This is a genomic window from Treponema denticola, assembly GCF_024181645.1.
Lineage (GTDB): Bacteria > Spirochaetota > Spirochaetia > Treponematales > Treponemataceae > Treponema_B > Treponema_B denticola_A.
Map to the genome: position 1 here is coordinate 885,460 of NZ_CP058624.1, position 16,667 is coordinate 902,126.

Sequence of the window (16,667 nt, forward strand, 5' to 3'; positions counted from 1 at the left end):
TGGGTAATTAGGAATGAAAAAAAAACTTGCGGTGCTGGTTTCGGGAAACGGGTCTAATCTTCAAGCCGTAATTGACGGAATAAAAAACGGCTCCATTGATTATAAGATTGAGGCTGTGGTTTCAAACAAAAAAGAAGCCTTTGCTCTCAGCCGTGCCGAAAGGGAGGGAATAAAGACTATTTATCTTCCTTTTAAAAAAGGCTCATCTCGAAATGAATATGATGCTCTCCTTGCCGAAAAGGTTAAGGAGTTTAAGCCCGATTATGTTTTATTATTAGGCTGGATGAGAATTTTAACTGACAGCTTTATATCTTCGTTTAAGGATAGGCTTATAAATCTTCATCCGGCCCTGCCCGGAACATTTCCGGGGACGGAGGCTATCGAAAGGCAGTACGAGGCCTTTATGAAGGGGGAAATTTCACGCTGCGGGATTATGACCCACTTTGTCCCGGATGAAGGAGTCGATTCGGGGCCTGTAATTTTTACTGAGGAAGTTCCGGTTTTTAAGGGAGACAGGCTTGAAGATTTTGAAAAAAGAGTGCATGAGGCGGAACATCGCCTTGTAATAAAAACGCTAAAATTTTTATCAAAGGTTTGATAAGCATGGAGAGAAGATTATGGGATTGGTATTGGCATCGGTTTCCGATAAGACTGGTTTAAAGGATTTTGCATCCCGCTTAAAAGCGGCAGGTTATGATTTTATTGCCTCAGGAGGAACGGCTAAGGCCTTACAAGAGGCCGGTATTAAAGTAAAAGAAGTTTCGGAATACACATCTTCTCCTGAAATTTTAGGCGGGAGGGTTAAAACTCTTCACCCTATGATTCATGGCGGGATTTTAGCCCGAGATACCGAAGAGGATAGGGCAGAGCTAAAATCGCTCGGCTTTAGCGGCATAGACATTGTTATAGCCAACCTATACCCCTTTGAAAAAACTATTAATTCCCCCGATTCAACTGAAAGCGATTGTATCGAAAACATAGACATAGGCGGTGTAGCTCTTTTAAGGGCTGCTGCAAAAAACTATTCCCGTGTTACAATTATCTGCGACCCGGACGATTATGACGAAGTTTCTTCCGAAATTGAAAAGACGGGAGAGATTCCTCTTTCCTTACGCAAAAGGTTGGCAATAAAGGCCTTTGACCTTTGTACCCGCTACGATGCTGCAATAACTTCTTGGCTTAGCGGGCTAAGCCGGCTTAGCGAAGGTATGGAAGAAAAAACCTCTCTTACCCTGTGTGCTTATCCCGGGCAGGATTTGCGTTACGGGGAAAATCCTCATCAAAAGGCTTGGCTTTATACAAACGAGCCTAAGGCCGGCCCCTTGGGAGGAAAGGTCTTACAGGGAAAGGCTCTTTCCTATAACAATATCCTCGATGCAGACGCTGCATGGAGGGCTGTTTCTATGTTTACAAAACCTGCGGCCGTTGTGGTAAAACACCTTACCCCCTGCGGCCTTGCCGAAATAAATGAAGAACCTTTAAAAAATTCTTCCTCCGTTTCCCCTAATTCGGAAGTTTCTCTTGCTTTAAGGGCAGCCATCGATTGCGATCCCGTTTCGGCCTTTGGAAGTATAATCGCCTTAAACCGTCCCTTCGATAAATCTTCGGCTGAAGCCCTTGGAACCTTATTTGTTGAGTGCATCATAGCCCCTCTTTTTACTGAAGAAGCAAAAGAACTTTTATCCGGCAAAAAAAACTTACGCTTAATCGAAGCTCCCATTCTTCAAGAAAAAGAAGCGTATGAATATAAGTCTGTCTTGGGCGGCTTTTTAAAGCAAGAAAAAGACTTGGGAGACCCCGAAAGTACGGAATATAAAGACGCAGCGGAAAGAAAGGCTGAGCCTTTAGAAAGGGCTATTTTACAATTTGCTATGAAGGCCTGTACTATGGTTAAATCCAATGCCATTTTGCTCGCTGCCCCGATAGATTTGTCAAATCCCCAAAAAGGTTTTTGTTCCGTCGGCATAGGCTGCGGTCAGCCCAACAGGGTAGATGCAGCCCGCCAAGCCATCGAAAGAGCCGGTGAAAGAGTTAAAAACTCTGTCCTAGCTTCCGATGCTTTTTTCCCCTTTCCCGACACAATCGAGGAAGCGGCAAAGGCCGGCATAAAAGCCGTAATCCAGCCAGGGGGCTCAATCCGTGATGACTTAAGCATCGAAGAATGTAACAAACGCGGAATGGCCATGCTGATAACGGGCGTAAGGCATTTTAAGCATTAGAAATTTTTAATATGAGATTTTTTTTATGATATTATCTTTTTGACGCCAGTTTTTGTTTACGCGGACTTGAAGATCCAATTGAACCTTGTAGGGGAAAATTTTACGCAGTTCGGCCATGGATTTTATCCTTATGCTCTTAATTACTGCGGCTCCCTTGCCTATGAGCATAGCCTTTTGGCTTTCTTTTTCGACATAGAGGAAGGCTCGAACCCAGAGTTCTTTACCGTTTTTACGCATTTCGGCATCTTCTACCCCTGAATAGAGGGCGTGAGGGATTTCTTCCCTTGTGTGAAGAATGGCTTGTTCCCTTATAATCTCCGTAATCCTAAAGACTACATCCTGATCCGTGTAGATGTCTTCGGGGTAGAGGGCTTCTCCTTCGGGGAGGAGCTCTATGAGGAGGGAAAGAATTTCGTTTATGCCCTTATCTTTTAGGGCGGAAATTTCAAAGATTCTTTCTTGCGGAATATTGGGTAAGAGGCTTAAAAGCTCTTTTTTTACAAGTTCAGCTTTTGAGGATTTGAGGTCGGCTTTGTTTAGGCCTATTACGGTTTTGTTTTGCAGGGGGATAAGAAGAGAACAGATATTTTTTTCTTCCTCTCCGAATTCCCGTGAAAGGTCTATCAGATATAAAACAGCATCCCCTTCTTCTAATCGGGTTTTCGCGATTTCTTGAAGTTTTAGGTTTAATTTTTTTTCAGATTTGTGGTAGCCGGGGGTATCTATAAAAACTATTTGTCCCTTGGTAGTGTTTACGATACCCCTAATTGCGTTTCGGGTGGTTTGCGGAATTGATGAGACAATCGAAACCTTTTCGCCTGAAGCCGTATTTAAAAAGGTTGACTTTCCGGCTGAAGGGCGGCCTATTATCGTTACAACTCCGCTGTTCATTTTATGCGCTTTGGCATCCTTCGCAAGATGTGCAAGAGTTAAACTTTACCTTGTTTTCGGTAAGCATAAGTACCTTTGTCGGGCAGCCTTCAACACACTTATTGCAGGAATCGCAAAGGGTATAATCTACCTTGGGTATTCCGTCTATTACCTTGATAGCTCCCGTAGGACAATTCTTTTCGCACTTCATGCACTTTATGCAGCCTCGCTTACAGTTTTTCATAATTTGAGGCTTACGCGGGTTTCTGCATGAACAGAGGGCTATAGCTCCTTTTTGATTGATAGGAACTGTCGTTAGAACATGCTGCGGACACTGGGCAACACAGACAGCACAGCCCGTACACTTATCATAGTCTACTTCAGGAAGTCCGTTTTCCTTGATATGAATGGCATCAAAGGGGCATGCACGCTCGCAGTCGCCAAGGCCTATACAACCCCAATCACATTCCTTTGTTCCGTTAATCGAAATCTTTGCGGCCTTACAGGTTTTTACGCCTACATAGTCGCACTTATCTCGGCAAACATCGTGAGAGCCTTGGCAGGTTAAAACCGCAACTCTGGCGGAAGCCGAGGCATCAACTCCCATTATCTTTCCTATGGCTTCGGCAACAGGGGCCGCTCCTACAGGGCATCCGTTTACGGGTGCATCTCCTGCCGCAACTGCTGCTGCAAATCCGTCACAGCCGGGATAACCGCAGGCACCGCAGTTTGCTCCCGGAAGAACCTCTCTTACGGCTGCAGCCGTCTTATCCGGTTCTACATAAAAAATTTTCTTAAAAAAGCCCAACAAAAGGCCCAACAAAAGAGACAATACCAGCGATACGGCCAAGGTCAATAAAATAATATTCATGCATACTCCAATAAAACTTTATTTCTCCTGGGCATCTCTAAAAACTTTGTTAGATTTTTAGAGATGCCCGACGAGTTTTTCATAAGTCTTTATATATCAATGACTTATGAAAAACATCGCAAATTAAATTTAAGGAGACCCTCTAAAAACTGATGTTTTTAGAGGCCTTCTCTTAATAATGCCATATTTTTACATTTTGTGCAAGTAATGGGTTTTAAAAATAAGTTAAGAAATATGGTAATGAAATTTAAAAATTGACATAATCTTATTTTTTCATTATAATGAGCCCTATGTTAAATCCTGAAAATATACGCAATTTTTGTATTGTAGCTCACATAGACCACGGTAAGTCTACCTTATCCGATAGGCTTATCGAAAAGACTAAGATAATCGATGAGCGCTATCACCGCAATCAGATGACCGATGATATGGATATAGAGCGGGAGAGGGGCATTACCATAAAAAGCCATGCCGTCCGAATTCCTTATACGGCTAAGGACGGTAAAGATTATGTTTTAAACTTTGTAGATACTCCCGGGCATGTAGATTTTTCCTATGAGGTTTCTCGTGCCATTGCCTCTTGCGAAGGGGCAATCTTAATCGTAGATGCTACTCAGGGCGTTGAGTCCCAAACCCTTTCAAATATGTATCTTGCCCTTGAGCATGATTTGGAAATTCTTCCCGTCATAAACAAAATAGATCTACCTGCCGCCGATATAGATGCTGCAAAACATCAGATAGACCATGACCTGGGACTTGACTCCGATGCGGCTGTGGCCGTTTCTGCAAAAACGGGACAAAATATTGATGCCCTTTTTGAAGCGATTATAACAGCCTTTCCGCCTCCCAAGGGTTCAAAGGATAATCCCTTACAGGCTCTTATCTTCGACTGCCATTACGACCCATACAGGGGAGTTGTAGTCCATGTGCGTGTTTTTGAAGGAATGATAAAACCCGGAATGACTATCCGCTTTATGAATACGGGAGGCGAATACAAGGTAGAAGAAACGGGAACCTTTGTCCTAGACCTTGTAAAGCAGGATTCCTTACAGGCAGGAGAAGTAGGCTATATAATTGCTGGCATTAAAACCGTTTCGGATGTAGGTGTAGGAGATACCATCACCGATGCTGCCGCTCCATGCAAAGCTCCCTTATCCGGCTTTAAAGAAGTAAAGCCCGTAGTTTTTTCTTCCGTCTATCCCACGGATACAAACGATTATGAGGAGCTCCGCGAATCTTTTGAAAAATTAAAACTGAACGATGCAAGTTTAACTTGGGAAAAAGACTCTTCTCTTGCCCTCGGCCACGGTTTTAGGTGCGGCTTTTTAGGCCTCCTTCATCTTGAAATCGTACAAGAAAGGTTGGAAAGAGAATTCGATCAGTCGGTTATTTTTACGGCTCCCTCGGTACGCTATAAACTTACCATGCGTACGGGAGAAGAAATTATTTGCGATAACCCTGCCGATTATCCCGATGAGGGACTTATAGCCTCGGCTGAAGAACCCTATATAAAGGCAACGCTTATAACGCCTACAAATTATCTCGGAAATGTTATGTCCCTCTGTATGGAAAAGAGAGGCGTGCAGACCAATATGACTTACTTGGATGAAAAAAGGGTTGAGATGACCTACGAGATGCCACTAGCCGAGGTCTTGTTCGATTTTTATGACAGGCTTAAAAGTATAAGCCGCGGTTATGCTTCCTTTGACTACGAGGTTATAGAAACCCGTCCTACCGATTTGGCAAAGATAGATATTTTAATTAACGGAAAGCCGGTTGATGCCCTCGCCCAGCTTGCATATAAACCGAGTGCCTATGATAAGGCCCGTCTTGTCTGCGAAAAACTTAAAGACGAAATTCCGCGTCAACAGTTTAAGATACCGATTCAGGGAGCTATCGGAAGTCAGATAATAGCCAGAGAAACGATTTCAGCCTTGCGTAAGGACGTTCTTGCCAAGTGCTACGGAGGCGACATCACCCGAAAGCGAAAACTTCTCGAAAAGCAAAAGGAAGGAAAAAAGCGTATGAAGATGATAGGCGATGTAGAGCTCCCGCAGTCCGCATTCTTAGCCGTATTGAAGACTAAGGAGGATTAAAACTATTAGGGGGAGAGAACACCCCGTTCCCTTACGGGCTTTTCAAGTCAGAGCAGGGGTTGCCTCCCTTCCCCTAAGACCCCATCCCTCTTCCTCGCACTGCCAAAGGGGTATCCCCTTTGGAAACCCCGCCTTGTTACAAAGTTTCTGGTTTATTTTTTGGTTGAGATGAATACAAAGGAGGTTGGGTAAAATTACAGTTTTTCGATTTCGAATTCGGTAAGACCTGTAACTTGCATAATTTTTTGCAAAGAGTCACCCAACTGTTTTAATATTTTAGCCGTTTCTCGCTTAGTTTCATAAATACCCTTATACCTAGCATCCATCTCAAAAGTAGACATTAATCTATATTCTTGTCTTGCCTGTTCATTATTTTTGACTGCTTGTATCATAGTTTCTATCTCCCTTGTAAATTCGCTTTTTGTTTTACCTGTTTTAAGATATTCTAAAAATTCTTTTAATTCTTTGTTTTTAGTATCCTTAAATGCCTCTGCGTTTATTATAACCTTTTTCGTGCCGTCTTGTAAAGATATGTTTTTATCTTCAAGACAAATATTTTCAAAGGTATAAATAGATCTATTTTTGCCTAGAACATCAAATAAACAAATAAAAATTATAAAGCTGTCATTTAAATCGTTATAGAAATTCCCCTTATCCAAGAACGAAATATCTATAGCTGCTTGGTAGAACCTCATTCTTTTAGGTATATTCTTCTCGTTGCTTACCTGCATTTCCACATCATAAAATTTACCGTTTTCAGTTTTTGTACAAGAACATCAAACCTTACGGATTTTGCCTGTTCATAGGTGTTAATATTATGCTGTATAGAGATATATGCAATTTTGCCGATTGTATCGGTCAGTATCATCTCGATGAGCTTTTTACACAAATCCAGATTTTGTATAACTTTACAGAACATGAAGTCATCCTGTAGTGTTAAATCTTCAAATCTTTTTACCATTTTTTTCTCCTAATTTTTATTTTTTCTCCATAAAAACTTTTTGCAGCAAATATCAGAGCTTTTCGGCTCTGTTCTGTAAGGAAATTTTTCATCGTATCCGCTAAAGCGGATAGCGAATCAATTTGCGAAAAAAGTTTTTTCCGTGCTTTTGCAACAAAGTGAAAAAGCACATATAATAATGCGACGTTTGCCGAAAGGCAAACTCGGCAGATAAACAGTGAGGCTGAATTCCTGCCGAACTGTTTATCATACCTCCCCATTATATTTATAGAAAATATTTGAAAAAAATAGTAAATTAGAAAAATATTTTTATAAATTGAATTAAATTGTAAAAATCGGACATGGATGTACATTTTTCATCGACCCTCTTTTTCTTTTCTCAAAATAATGATATAATCGCCCATTGTTTTAATAAATAATTTTTTAAGGATGGGAACAATTTATGAGCAAAAAGACCACCGATATTATTGTTATAGGTTTTGCTTTATTTGCTATGTTTTTAGGAGCCGGAAACTTGATATTTCCGCCTACTTTGGGACACTTATCAGGAAAGGACTGGATTTTTTCCCTTTTAGGTTTTTTGGTAACGGGAGTAGGAATGCCCGTTTTGGGTATCATATCTATGGGAAAATGCGACGGCCATCTTTCCAATTTTACCAAAAATATAAACCAATTATTCGGAACTTTTTTTATAATCTTTGTTATGCTTATAATAGGGCCGCTTTTTGCCATTCCCAGAACTGCAGCTACTACTTATGAAATAGCTATCAGACCCAACTTCGGGATAAGCTCTGTTTTATCGTCCTTTATATTTTTTGCGATTACCCTTTTCTTTGTTTTAACTCCTAATAATGTTATTGATAGGGTTGGAAAGTTTTTAACGCCTGCATTGATAGCCGTTTTAGGTCTATTGGTTATAAAGGGCTTTGTTACTCCCATCGGCAAACCCTCAGATCCTTCAGTCGATAAGATATTTTTAAGAGGCTTTAAAGAAGGCTACCAAACTATGGATGCTTTGGGCTCAATGATATTGGCCACAATAGTTATTTCAAGTATCAGTGCAAAAGGCTACACGGAAAAAAAATCTCTTTTAAAAATGACAATCTGGACGGGGCTTATTGCATGTATAGGCTTAGGTCTTGTTTACGGCGGGCTCGTATATGTAGGAGCAACAGGAAGTGCCGTCTTACCCGATAACCTTTCGCGAACCGAAATTGTAGTTCAGTCCAGCGAGATATTATGGGGAAGGGCTGGTAGAATAGTTTTAGGTTTGGCAATAGGCTTGGCCTGTTTGACGACCTCAATAGGTCTTACCGCAACTGCAGGAGAGTATTTTTCCAAAAGATTTAAAGATGACATAAGCTACCGTGCCACCGTTATCATTATCTGTGTTGTAAGTTTTTTCCTTTCAAATTTCGGTGTAGATAATATTATCTCTATTGCCGGTCCTATTTTGGAAATTATTTATCCTGTAGCGATTGTATTGATAGTTTTAAATTTGTTTGCTGAATTTATACCGAACAAGTATTTTTTTCATGGAGCAGTAATAGGCACTCTTTCAATAAGTATCCTCCAAGGCTGGGTTGCAGCTCAGGAGCTTATCAACAACTTGCTTATTAAACTTGAAGCCTTTCCGGCAATGGATCAAGTGGGTATGAGTTTTAATACCACCATCAACGTATTAAAGACTCTTCCTTTTGAAGGTATAGGCTTCCCATGGCTTCTTCCTGCGTTAGGCCTTTCTCTCTTGTTAGGCTTTGGTTATATTATTATGCAAAAGACTGAAAAAGCACCCTCAATGAAAAGTGAATCTCAAAAAAAGGATGAATAATGGCTGAGATAGACAAAGTTAATTTATTGGATTTGGATGAAGAAGATTATGATACGGTTTTAGCACCTGATATTCAGTTTAGCGGTAAGATAGAGTGTAAAAAACCGTTTATGATTAAGGGCAATGTGGAAGGCTTTTTGGTTTCCACAAGCGATGTAACCATTGATGAAAATTCTGTTGTTAAGGCCAATATCAGAGCTGACAGGGTTGTTATCAAGGGGGCTGTTGAAGGTAATGTTTTGGCCGATACTATGGTGCATGTTTTTTCTTGCGGAAAACTGATAGGCGATGTTACGGCTCCGGAAGTTGTTCTTGAAAGCGGCTGCGTATTTAACGGTATTTGTACCATGACAAAGGATAAGCAATTTGGAAGATAAAAAAACAAAAATTAATTTTATCTTTAAATTTACTCTTGTTTTTTTTATGCTGTGTTGGGCTCCTGTTTTTTCTCAAAATAAGCCTGATGCTCTGGTCTTGTATAAGAACGGCCGCTATGCCGAAGCTGTTGCCGTCTGTGAGGCCGAAATTAAGCAGTCTCCCAATAATTTGGACAGTTATGTTGTAATGACATGGGCTCTCTTGGCTGACGGCCAATACCAAAAAACCTATGATATAGCCTTAGCCGGACGTAAAATTGCACAAACCGATCCCCGCCTTATAGCAACTCAGGCTGAGGCCTGTTATTATTTGGGTAAGAATTCCGAAGCCCTTAAACTTTTTCAAGATTATATTTCTTATGCTCCCAATGGAGTGCGTATTCCTTCTTCCTATTATTTTATGGGAGAAATATATTTACGAATGGCAAAGTACAGGCATGCCGACATTGCTTTTTCCGTAGCCGTTACCCTTGATTCCTTTAACAGTCTTTGGTGGGTTCGTTTAGGCTATGCCCGAGAACAGATAAAAGAATACCGTTATTCCCTTGAAGCCTATAATAAGGCCTTGAGTTTAAACAAAAACCTGGTTGATGCTCAAAAGGGGCGTGAAAGGGTGTTGCAGCGTTTTTAATCTATGAGTAATTTTTTTTCGGTTAGAATAGAAACGCTCGGCTGCCGCTTAAATCAGGTGGAATCCGAGGCGCTTGCCGTCCGTTTTGCCGAATGCGGTTTTGATGTGTTTTCAAAAGAAGCGGAGACTTCAATTTTGCCTGTAAAACTGTGTATAGTAAATACCTGTACGGTTACGGGAAAGGCGGAACAAAAGGCTCGCCGTCTTATCCGTCTTTTACTAAAGGAGCATGAAGATGCCGTAATCTTTGTTACAGGCTGCTATGCAGAGCTTGAAGCCGATTTTATCGAAAAAATAAATAAAAGAATTATAGCCTTTTCAGGCAAAAAAAAAGATGAGCTTGATGGTCTTCCTCAGTTTTTAAAAGACTCCTGCCTTAAAAATAAAGATTTAAAAGAAGATACCGTTAATCTTAAAAAAAATCTTCTTATTTTTCGAAATAAAATATATTCAAAAGAAAGCCGACCGGATAAATCTTTTTTGATAAAGGAAACGGAAAGAAGAAAATCAATGTTTAAGTTGAGCTCTCCCGTTTTTGTTTTTCATTCCAGAGCCAGTTTAAAAATACAAGACGGATGTAATAATGCTTGTGCCTATTGCAGAATAAGGCTTGCGCGCGGTACTTCCGTTTCCCTGCCTGCTGAAGAAGCCGTAAGGCGGATAGTTCAAATAGAAAAAAACGGAGCTGCAGAGGTTGTTTTGTCGGGTGTAAATTTATCCCAATATAGGGACGAAACCTATGGAGGCTTTGCAAATCTTTTGGCCATGCTTTTAGAAAACACAAAAAAAATAAGGCTCCGCATTTCGAGCATGTATCCCGAATGTGTAGATAACGGCATCTTAAAAATTGTAGAAAATAAAAGGATTTGTCCGCATTTTCATCTTTCGGTACAGTCGGGAAGCGATAAAATTTTAAAGGCTATGAATAGGCCCTATAGGGAGGCCGACATCAGAAGGGCTGTAGATAATTTACGCAAGGTAAAGGACAATCCTTTTATCGGATGCGATATCATTACAGGTTTTCCGTCCGAGACGGAAGAGGATTTTTTACAAACATTTAATATGTGTGAGGATTTAAAAATTCCCGGTATCCATGTTTTTCCTTTTTCGGCCCGCCCGGGAACAAAGGCTTTTGCGATGAAACCGAAGGTTCCTGAAAGAGAAGCAGGTAGAAGGGCTTCGCTTCTTTCGGAATTGAGCGAAAAAAACTATCAAAGTTATTTGGCCTCTTGTAACGGAAAGTTGTTTTTTGGCGTTATCGAAAAACCTCAAAACAATGAAGATTTGAGGATTGTAACCGAAAATTATCTAGGTCTTTCTTTAAAATTGAACAAGAAAGCCGAAAATTATAAGGGCGGCGAGGGACTTTTTGTTGTCATAAATGATGGAATTGCATATCTTGCGGATTAATTCGTTTTATGATAGAATGACATAAAGTCTAATAAAGATATAGGGAATTTGAGCGGAGGTAAAAGTGAAGAAAGTAATTGCGTTTTTGTTTTTGTGTATAATTGTTGGTTCGGCGTGTTTTGCACAGATTTCTATGCCTGAACCGGTTACTCCCTCATATGTTTCTCCCCGTATAAGCGGATTGGGAGTTCCTTTTACAACATATCAGGCCGGAACCGAGACCTTGTTTACAAACCCGGCTATATTTCCTTTTTTGAAGAAACGTTGGTCGGCAGGAAAGATTGCTCTCCATGCAAATGAAGACAGTTTCGGAGGCTTTGGTTCTATCTTTGCCTCTGAAAAACTAAAGACCCTTGCGGAATATCTTTACAAAGGTGACAGTAAGTATTTTGACATTTCTGCTACAGGCCCTCTGGCCCTCAGCTTAGCCGATAGGAATTTTGCAGTAGGCATTTTTAATAGATCCATTGTTCATGCTGATGTACAAAATACTATAATGAAAAAACTTTTAATGGGAGAAGAGCTTTTAGTAACCGGAGGCTACGGTATCTGTCTTTATGACGATGATGTTAATAAGGTATCGCTGGGTTTTCAGATGAAGGGCTTTTTTCAAACTTTTTCTTATGCTTTGAATAAGAGTAAGGCAGATATGGCTTTGGCTGTGAATTCAGGCTTAAAGGACTTAAACATTGTTTTAGCCAGCGGTATTGGTTTGGATGCAGGTTTTTTATATAAGTATGATAACTACTTTTTTTTAGGTATTGCTTGTAAAGATGCTTATACTCCGGTCTTTTTAACCCCTTATAATAATTTTTCAGATTATAAAAAGGCAATTACGGCAGGAAAAACACAGTATAAAACTCTTTTGCCTAATTTGAGTGCCGGCATTGGTTCAATGCCTGTTTTTGACGATATGTGGACTACCGTTTCTTCATGGTCATTTTATATTGATTATCAAAATATTCTCGAGCCGATTTTTAATAGAAACAGAAGTCCCTTGCTTAATATTGCTGCAGGAACTGAAATAGTTTTTCACAAGGTTTTGAGTTTTAGGTTGGGTATGTATGAGCTGTACCCTCATTTGGGAGTCGGTCTTGATTTTACCTATTTTCAGATAGATTTTTCTGCCTTTTTAAAGGAACTGGGTAATAAACCTTGGGAAAAGCAAAAAATAGGCTTGGATTTTGCTTTTTCATTTGAATATTGATTTTAAGGCTATCATTTTTAGGAATTCTTATGTCTTTTAAATTAAAATTAGGCAGCCGTATTAGAATTCTCTCACGGCTTGCTCTTTTTTCGGCTACCCTCTTATGGGGAAGCACCTTTGTTGCAGTAAGCAGTACAAACGATTTTTTTAAACCCAACTTCTTATTGGCTTGCCGCTTTTTGCCTGCCTGTCTGATTCTTTGTGCCGTGTTCTTTAAGCGTTTAAAACAGCTTGACAAGCGTTATGTAAAGGCCGGAATGATTTTAGGCCTGATTATGTTTGCAGGTTATTCTTTGCAGGCCATTGCAATTACTACTGCAGGGGGGCTTCCCGGCCGAAGTTCTTTTTTGGTGGCAACCTATTGTGTTCTTGTTCCATTTGTAAACGCCGTAGTTTTAAAAAAAAGGCCTGATAAATTCAATCTTTTTGCTGCCTTTCTTTGCTTTGCAGGAATCCTTGCAATTTCGATGCCGGATTTGATTTCGGAAAGTCAAAACGGGGTAAACTGGGGAGATGTTCTTTCACTTATAAGCAGTTTTATATTTGCCGTGTACATAGTACTTCTTCCTAAATTTATGGAAGACCTCGATGCTCCCCTTATTACAATAGCTCAATTTGCCTTTGCAGGAACGTATGCCCTCATTTTTTCTCTTTTGTTTGAGGATAACTCCAATACCGTTTGGAATTATCAGTCTGTTTTTACGCTTGTTTATTTAACCGTTCTTTGTACGGCCCTCTGCGTCCTGCTTCAAGCTGTGGGGCAAAAGAATACGCCTCCGGCTACGGCAGCCCTTATTTTTTCTCTTGAATCTGTGTTCAGTATCTTTCTTTCGATAATGCTCACCGGCGAAAGATTTACGCCTGCCTTAGCCCTCGGTTGTTCCTGTATCTTTATTGCAATTATAATCTCCGAAACAAAGCTTTCGTTTTTAAGGAGAAATAGAGGGAAGTAAACAGCAAAACTATGTATGTTTTTAGTTATTATAAATTCATCTAAATTAGCAGTATGCCGGCTTTGCCGTTTGCGGATCTATTATGTTTATTTCCAAGCCCAAGAAGTTTAAGAGTTTTAGTATTGTCGAAAATGTAGGATTGCCTTTCTTTGATAAAGAACGGTACAAATGCTCTCGGTTTAAATCGGTATGTTTTGCAACATTTGTAAATCCCTGGGCTCGTGTTACATCTCCTAGGGCTTCCGTAAAGTGTTCGGGGGTGTTGTCTTCGATAGAGGTTTTAAGAGCTTCATTTAGGTATTCTATCATTGCTTCTTTTGTATTTAAATAATCAGCTGGGTCAAAGTCGGTAATTTTCATTTTGTATCTCCTTGTTCTAATAGCTTTATCATTTGTTGAGCTTTTTTAATGTCTTTTGATTGGGTCGATTTATCTCCTGCGATCAATAACAAAATAATTTCGTTATTCTTGTCTGTGCAGTATATTCTATAACCTGGACCAAAGTGTATACGCAGCTCGTAGATATCTTTATCAATTATGCGATGATCTCCTTTATTTCCTCTTTTTAGGCGCATTATCCTGTCAATAATTTTGGCTTTTCCTTTTTCGTCTTTTAGTTTTGAAAGCCATGTGTCAAATACTTCAGTTTTTTTTATCGTTCGCATATCTATATTGTAGTTTAAAAACAACAGACTGTCAAGTCTGTTGTAATTCATTACTTTACGTTATACTTACAAGGTTCAATATATTTTTCTACCATCGATTTATCGACACCTCTTTTTTTGATCATTTCGCTGTAGAATTCTCCGCTTTTTTTGATAGTCCTTTCTTGAGTTTCGTAATTACAGTGCACAAGGCCGAAACGGGCGGATTCTCCTTCTTTCCACTCGAAGTTGTCGATAAAGCACCAATGATAATAGGCCTCAAAGGGGAGGGGGGATTCGCTTATAAGTTTTAAGTGGTCATAAATATAGCGGCATCTAAACTCATCCTTATTGTCGCAGGTTCCGTTTTCGCTTATGACTATCGGAAGGGGAAGGCAGTTGTAGCAGGTTTGAGCGCACTCGATTAGGCCCAAGGGATAAATATCCCAGCCTAAATCGTTTTTAGGCGTGTTTTCAAAGGCCTTGTAAGAGAACCCTCTTACTGCCTGCCTTGAATAATAGTTGATAGCTATAAAATCGACATAGTTTTTCTTTTTTATGTTTAGGATATTTTTAAAGGGGAATGAAAACTCTCCCTTAAAGCAGGCTTCCATAATTCCGTCTTGGAAAATTTTGCTTATTCTTTTTGCCGCCCTTTGATCGGCTTTTCTATTTTTATCCTTTGGATGGAAGGCCTGCATGTGGTGGGCAAAGCTCACCCTTGTGTCCGTAAGGCCTTTTTCTTTGCGTATTTCGTGGATTAAATCGTAGGCCTTGCAGTGTGCGGCTATTAGGACATTCATTACCTTTATAGTTTTTGGAATCGATTTTTTTTCGGGCGGCCAAAGGCCTAAAAAGAAGGACTGAACTGCATAGACATTCGGCTCATTTATTGTAACATAGTCGCTGCAAAGGCTTCCAAGCTCGTTTATGCAGGTCTTTACATAATTTAAAAAGACTTCGACATTTTCTTTTTTTGTAAAGCCTCCCGATTTCTCAAACCACATGGGATGGCTGAAGTGGTAAAGGCTTATTAAGGGCCTTATACCTGCTTTTTTTAAAAGGCTCAATTCTTCCTTGTAGTGGTAAAGGGCTTTAGTGTCGAATTTTCCCTTTTCAGGCTCAATGCGTGCCCATTCCAAGGACATGCGGTAAGTTTGAATCCCCATCTTTTTTAAAAGTTTGGTATCTTCTTCAACCTTTTCATAGTGCATATTTGCACGGGCAACGTCGGTGCCGTCATTTGTCATTTTGCGGTCGCAAAAATCGTTCCAGTTGGAGTTTACCCTTCCTCCCTCAATCTGGGTAGAAGCCGTAGCAACCCCAAGTAAAAAGTTTTCTTTTAACTTAAACATCATTCCTCCATATCACGCGGTTTGTTTACAAACCGCATACAATAATACGATGTTTTGTGCGAAGCACAAAACTCGAAGATAAACATTTCGGCTTGTATTTCAAACCGAAATGTTTATCGAACCTCCATAGATTTTTTACGATAAAAGTCCACGATGGATCTTCCATATACCCTTTCATCGCTTTTTGTCAAAGAGCCTATTGTTTGAGGCATAGCCTTTTCGGATGGCCTGTGCATCATCACAAGGCCCCCTTCTTTTAATATTTTTGATTCTTCTATTTTTTCGAGAAGTTCTATGTGAAATTTATATGGGAAGGGTGGATCAAGGTAGATAATATCAAATGATTCCTTAGCTCTTTTTATAAAGGTTTCTGCAGGCATCCTCTTACATTCGAGCTTTTTATCTGCCATTGAAACGTTTTTTAATAAAACTGGGAATTTATCGGCATCTTTTTCTACAAGATAGACGGGGTAGGCTCCGCGAGAATAGGCTTCCAAACCGCAGACTCCTGAGCCCGTAAAAAGGTCTAAAAAAGAAAGGCCTGAAAGATCTCCAAGTATGGAAAAAACAGACTCCCTCATCCTGTCCATTGCAGGCCGTATTATCCCCTTGGGACATTCTACCTGCCTGTTTTTTAAACTGCCGCCGGTTATTCTCATGGGAATAATTATAGCACAGACCTATCCTAAGTTCAATAACTCTGAAAGTTCATTTTGAGAAACTATGTTGTAGGTTTCATTTTCAACATTCGTATCGGAAATATCTATATTTATTTTGCCGAGAAAATCCTGATGCTTTTTGTAAATACCTTCAATACGGGTTTTTTCCGTGTTAAAAATAGATTCGGTTCCAAGTTTTTCAGTTAGGATAAGCTTCAAAACGCTCATATATTTTTTGATACAAAAATAAAGACAGTTCATTGTATCTATATAATCAGGCAAGTGGGATTGAGGCTCTATCTGATTAAAGAGTTTTTGCAGAGCCGCATCAAAAAATAAAATATCCCTCATCATCTTATCTGCAAAAATACTTTCGGAAAGGTCTAAATTAAGACCGTCCTTTATTACGTCCAACATTCTGGTTATTTGAAACAAATTATCCTGAAAAACAATCTTATGAAGCATCTTATTTTCCCTCTCAAAATAGACTAAAAAAACTACAGCTCTATTTTATTTTCGGAAGATAAATTTATCGGCTTTAATTTAATTCTTAATTCCCTTTCTCCATTCCCCTTGCTTTTTT

16 protein-coding genes and 1 pseudogene are annotated in these 16,667 nt (G+C 39.8%); 9 read left to right on the forward strand and 8 right to left on the reverse strand.

What is annotated here, in order from left to right; all coding sequences use genetic code 11:
* The first annotated feature begins 13 nt into the window (after positions 1 to 13).
* Complete coding sequence (gene purN, locus HO345_RS04065; RefSeq protein ID WP_253684063.1) at positions 14 to 598, forward strand: phosphoribosylglycinamide formyltransferase; 585 nt, start codon at positions 14 to 16, stop codon at positions 596 to 598.
* A gap of 19 nt (positions 599 to 617) precedes the next feature.
* Complete coding sequence (gene purH, locus HO345_RS04070) at positions 618 to 2,219, forward strand: bifunctional phosphoribosylaminoimidazolecarboxamide formyltransferase/IMP cyclohydrolase (protein WP_253684065.1); 1,602 nt, start codon at positions 618 to 620, stop codon at positions 2,217 to 2,219.
* 6 nt (positions 2,220 to 2,225) lie between these two features.
* Here the strand turns inward: purH and era are convergent, their stop codons facing one another.
* Both era and HO345_RS04080 read right to left on the reverse strand, forming a co-directional pair.
* On the reverse strand, positions 2,226 to 3,110 hold the full coding sequence (gene era, locus HO345_RS04075) for a GTPase Era (protein ID WP_253684067.1): 885 nt from the start codon (positions 3,108 to 3,110) through the stop codon (positions 2,226 to 2,228).
* 1 nt (position 3,111) lies between these two features.
* On the reverse strand, positions 3,112 to 3,960 hold the full coding sequence (locus tag HO345_RS04080; protein ID WP_010697616.1) for an RnfABCDGE type electron transport complex subunit B: 849 nt from the start codon (positions 3,958 to 3,960) through the stop codon (positions 3,112 to 3,114).
* Between the two features lie 290 nt (positions 3,961 to 4,250).
* Between HO345_RS04080 and lepA the strand changes: the two genes are divergently transcribed.
* Positions 4,251 to 6,056, forward strand: a complete 1,806-nt coding sequence (gene lepA / locus HO345_RS04085) for a translation elongation factor 4 (RefSeq protein WP_253684069.1) — start codon at positions 4,251 to 4,253, stop codon at positions 6,054 to 6,056.
* 194 nt (positions 6,057 to 6,250) lie between these two features.
* Here the strand turns inward: lepA and HO345_RS04090 are convergent.
* A pseudogene (locus HO345_RS04090) lies at positions 6,251 to 7,017 on the reverse strand (Rpn family recombination-promoting nuclease/putative transposase).
* A gap of 442 nt (positions 7,018 to 7,459) precedes the next feature.
* On the opposite strand from HO345_RS04090, the gene brnQ reads away from it, so the two are divergent.
* The 6 genes from brnQ to HO345_RS04120 all read left to right on the forward strand — a co-directional run bounded on the left by brnQ (position 7,460) and on the right by HO345_RS04120 (position 13,426).
* A complete protein-coding gene (brnQ, locus tag HO345_RS04095) occupies positions 7,460 to 8,848 on the forward strand; it encodes a branched-chain amino acid transport system II carrier protein (protein WP_010697587.1) in 1,389 nt (462 codons plus the stop codon).
* Positions 8,848 to 9,225 carry a bactofilin family protein gene (locus tag HO345_RS04100; protein ID WP_010697586.1) on the forward strand — a complete coding sequence of 126 codons (378 nt, stop codon included), beginning with the start codon at positions 8,848 to 8,850 and terminating at the stop codon, positions 9,223 to 9,225. Before brnQ ends, HO345_RS04100 begins: the two co-directional genes overlap by 1 nt.
* The gene (locus HO345_RS04105; protein ID WP_253684070.1) at positions 9,215 to 9,856 is read left to right on the forward strand and encodes a tetratricopeptide repeat protein; all 642 of its coding nucleotides are present in this window, start codon (positions 9,215 to 9,217) and stop codon (positions 9,854 to 9,856) included. The genes HO345_RS04100 and HO345_RS04105 overlap by 11 nt, the downstream gene beginning before the upstream one ends.
* Before the next feature lie 3 nt (positions 9,857 to 9,859).
* The gene (gene mtaB, locus HO345_RS04110) at positions 9,860 to 11,266 is read left to right on the forward strand and encodes a tRNA (N(6)-L-threonylcarbamoyladenosine(37)-C(2))-methylthiotransferase MtaB (RefSeq protein WP_253684072.1); all 1,407 of its coding nucleotides are present in this window, start codon (positions 9,860 to 9,862) and stop codon (positions 11,264 to 11,266) included.
* A gap of 64 nt (positions 11,267 to 11,330) precedes the next feature.
* The gene (locus HO345_RS04115; RefSeq protein WP_253684074.1) at positions 11,331 to 12,473 is read left to right on the forward strand and encodes a hypothetical protein; all 1,143 of its coding nucleotides are present in this window, start codon (positions 11,331 to 11,333) and stop codon (positions 12,471 to 12,473) included.
* A gap of 29 nt (positions 12,474 to 12,502) precedes the next feature.
* Positions 12,503 to 13,426 (forward strand): DMT family transporter, encoded by a 924-nt coding sequence (locus tag HO345_RS04120; RefSeq protein WP_253684076.1) that lies wholly within the window; start codon positions 12,503 to 12,505, stop codon positions 13,424 to 13,426.
* Positions 13,427 to 13,471: 45 nt separating this feature from the next.
* Here HO345_RS04120 and HO345_RS04125 read toward each other — a convergent pair whose 3' ends face one another.
* The 5 genes from HO345_RS04125 to HO345_RS04145 form a co-directional block, all read right to left on the reverse strand.
* A complete protein-coding gene (locus tag HO345_RS04125; RefSeq protein ID WP_253684078.1) occupies positions 13,472 to 13,786 on the reverse strand; it encodes an addiction module antidote protein in 315 nt (104 codons plus the stop codon).
* Entirely contained in the window at positions 13,783 to 14,142 is a 360-nt protein-coding gene (locus HO345_RS04130) for a type II toxin-antitoxin system RelE/ParE family toxin (RefSeq protein WP_253684080.1), read from the reverse strand. Before HO345_RS04130 ends, HO345_RS04125 begins: the two co-directional genes overlap by 4 nt.
* Positions 14,142 to 15,425 carry a glycoside hydrolase family 1 protein gene (locus tag HO345_RS04135; protein WP_366796659.1) on the reverse strand — a complete coding sequence of 428 codons (1,284 nt, stop codon included), beginning with the start codon at positions 15,423 to 15,425 and terminating at the stop codon, positions 14,142 to 14,144. The genes HO345_RS04130 and HO345_RS04135 overlap by 1 nt, the downstream gene beginning before the upstream one ends.
* A gap of 113 nt (positions 15,426 to 15,538) precedes the next feature.
* Entirely contained in the window at positions 15,539 to 16,084 is a 546-nt protein-coding gene (rsmD, locus tag HO345_RS04140) for a 16S rRNA (guanine(966)-N(2))-methyltransferase RsmD (RefSeq protein ID WP_253684083.1), read from the reverse strand.
* Positions 16,085 to 16,105: 21 nt separating this feature from the next.
* A complete protein-coding gene (locus HO345_RS04145) occupies positions 16,106 to 16,549 on the reverse strand; it encodes a hypothetical protein (protein WP_010697578.1) in 444 nt (147 codons plus the stop codon).
* Between the last annotated feature and the right edge of the window lie 118 nt (positions 16,550 to 16,667).

Bases quoted from the DNA above. Each gene is read 5' to 3' on its own strand.
- brnQ (WP_010697587.1), top strand. From the start codon at position 7,460: ATGAGCAAAAAGACCACCGATATTATTGTTATAGGTTTTGCTTTATTT.
- HO345_RS04125 (WP_253684078.1), bottom strand. From the start codon at position 13,786: ATGAAAATTACCGACTTTGACCCAGCTGATTATTTAAATACAAAAGAA.
- era (WP_253684067.1), bottom strand. From the start codon at position 3,110: ATGAACAGCGGAGTTGTAACGATAATAGGCCGCCCTTCAGCCGGAAAG.
- HO345_RS04080 (WP_010697616.1), bottom strand. From the start codon at position 3,960: ATGAATATTATTTTATTGACCTTGGCCGTATCGCTGGTATTGTCTCTT.
- HO345_RS04120 (WP_253684076.1), top strand. From the start codon at position 12,503: ATGTCTTTTAAATTAAAATTAGGCAGCCGTATTAGAATTCTCTCACGG.
- mtaB (WP_253684072.1), top strand. From the start codon at position 9,860: ATGAGTAATTTTTTTTCGGTTAGAATAGAAACGCTCGGCTGCCGCTTA.
- purN (WP_253684063.1), top strand. From the start codon at position 14: ATGAAAAAAAAACTTGCGGTGCTGGTTTCGGGAAACGGGTCTAATCTT.
- rsmD (WP_253684083.1), bottom strand. From the start codon at position 16,084: ATGAGAATAACCGGCGGCAGTTTAAAAAACAGGCAGGTAGAATGTCCC.
- HO345_RS04135 (WP_366796659.1), bottom strand. From the start codon at position 15,425: ATGTTTAAGTTAAAAGAAAACTTTTTACTTGGGGTTGCTACGGCTTCT.
- HO345_RS04100 (WP_010697586.1), top strand. From the start codon at position 8,848: ATGGCTGAGATAGACAAAGTTAATTTATTGGATTTGGATGAAGAAGAT.
- HO345_RS04130 (WP_253684080.1), bottom strand. From the start codon at position 14,142: ATGAATTACAACAGACTTGACAGTCTGTTGTTTTTAAACTACAATATA.
- purH (WP_253684065.1), top strand. From the start codon at position 618: ATGGGATTGGTATTGGCATCGGTTTCCGATAAGACTGGTTTAAAGGAT.
- lepA (WP_253684069.1), top strand. From the start codon at position 4,251: ATGTTAAATCCTGAAAATATACGCAATTTTTGTATTGTAGCTCACATA.
- HO345_RS04145 (WP_010697578.1), bottom strand. From the start codon at position 16,549: ATGCTTCATAAGATTGTTTTTCAGGATAATTTGTTTCAAATAACCAGA.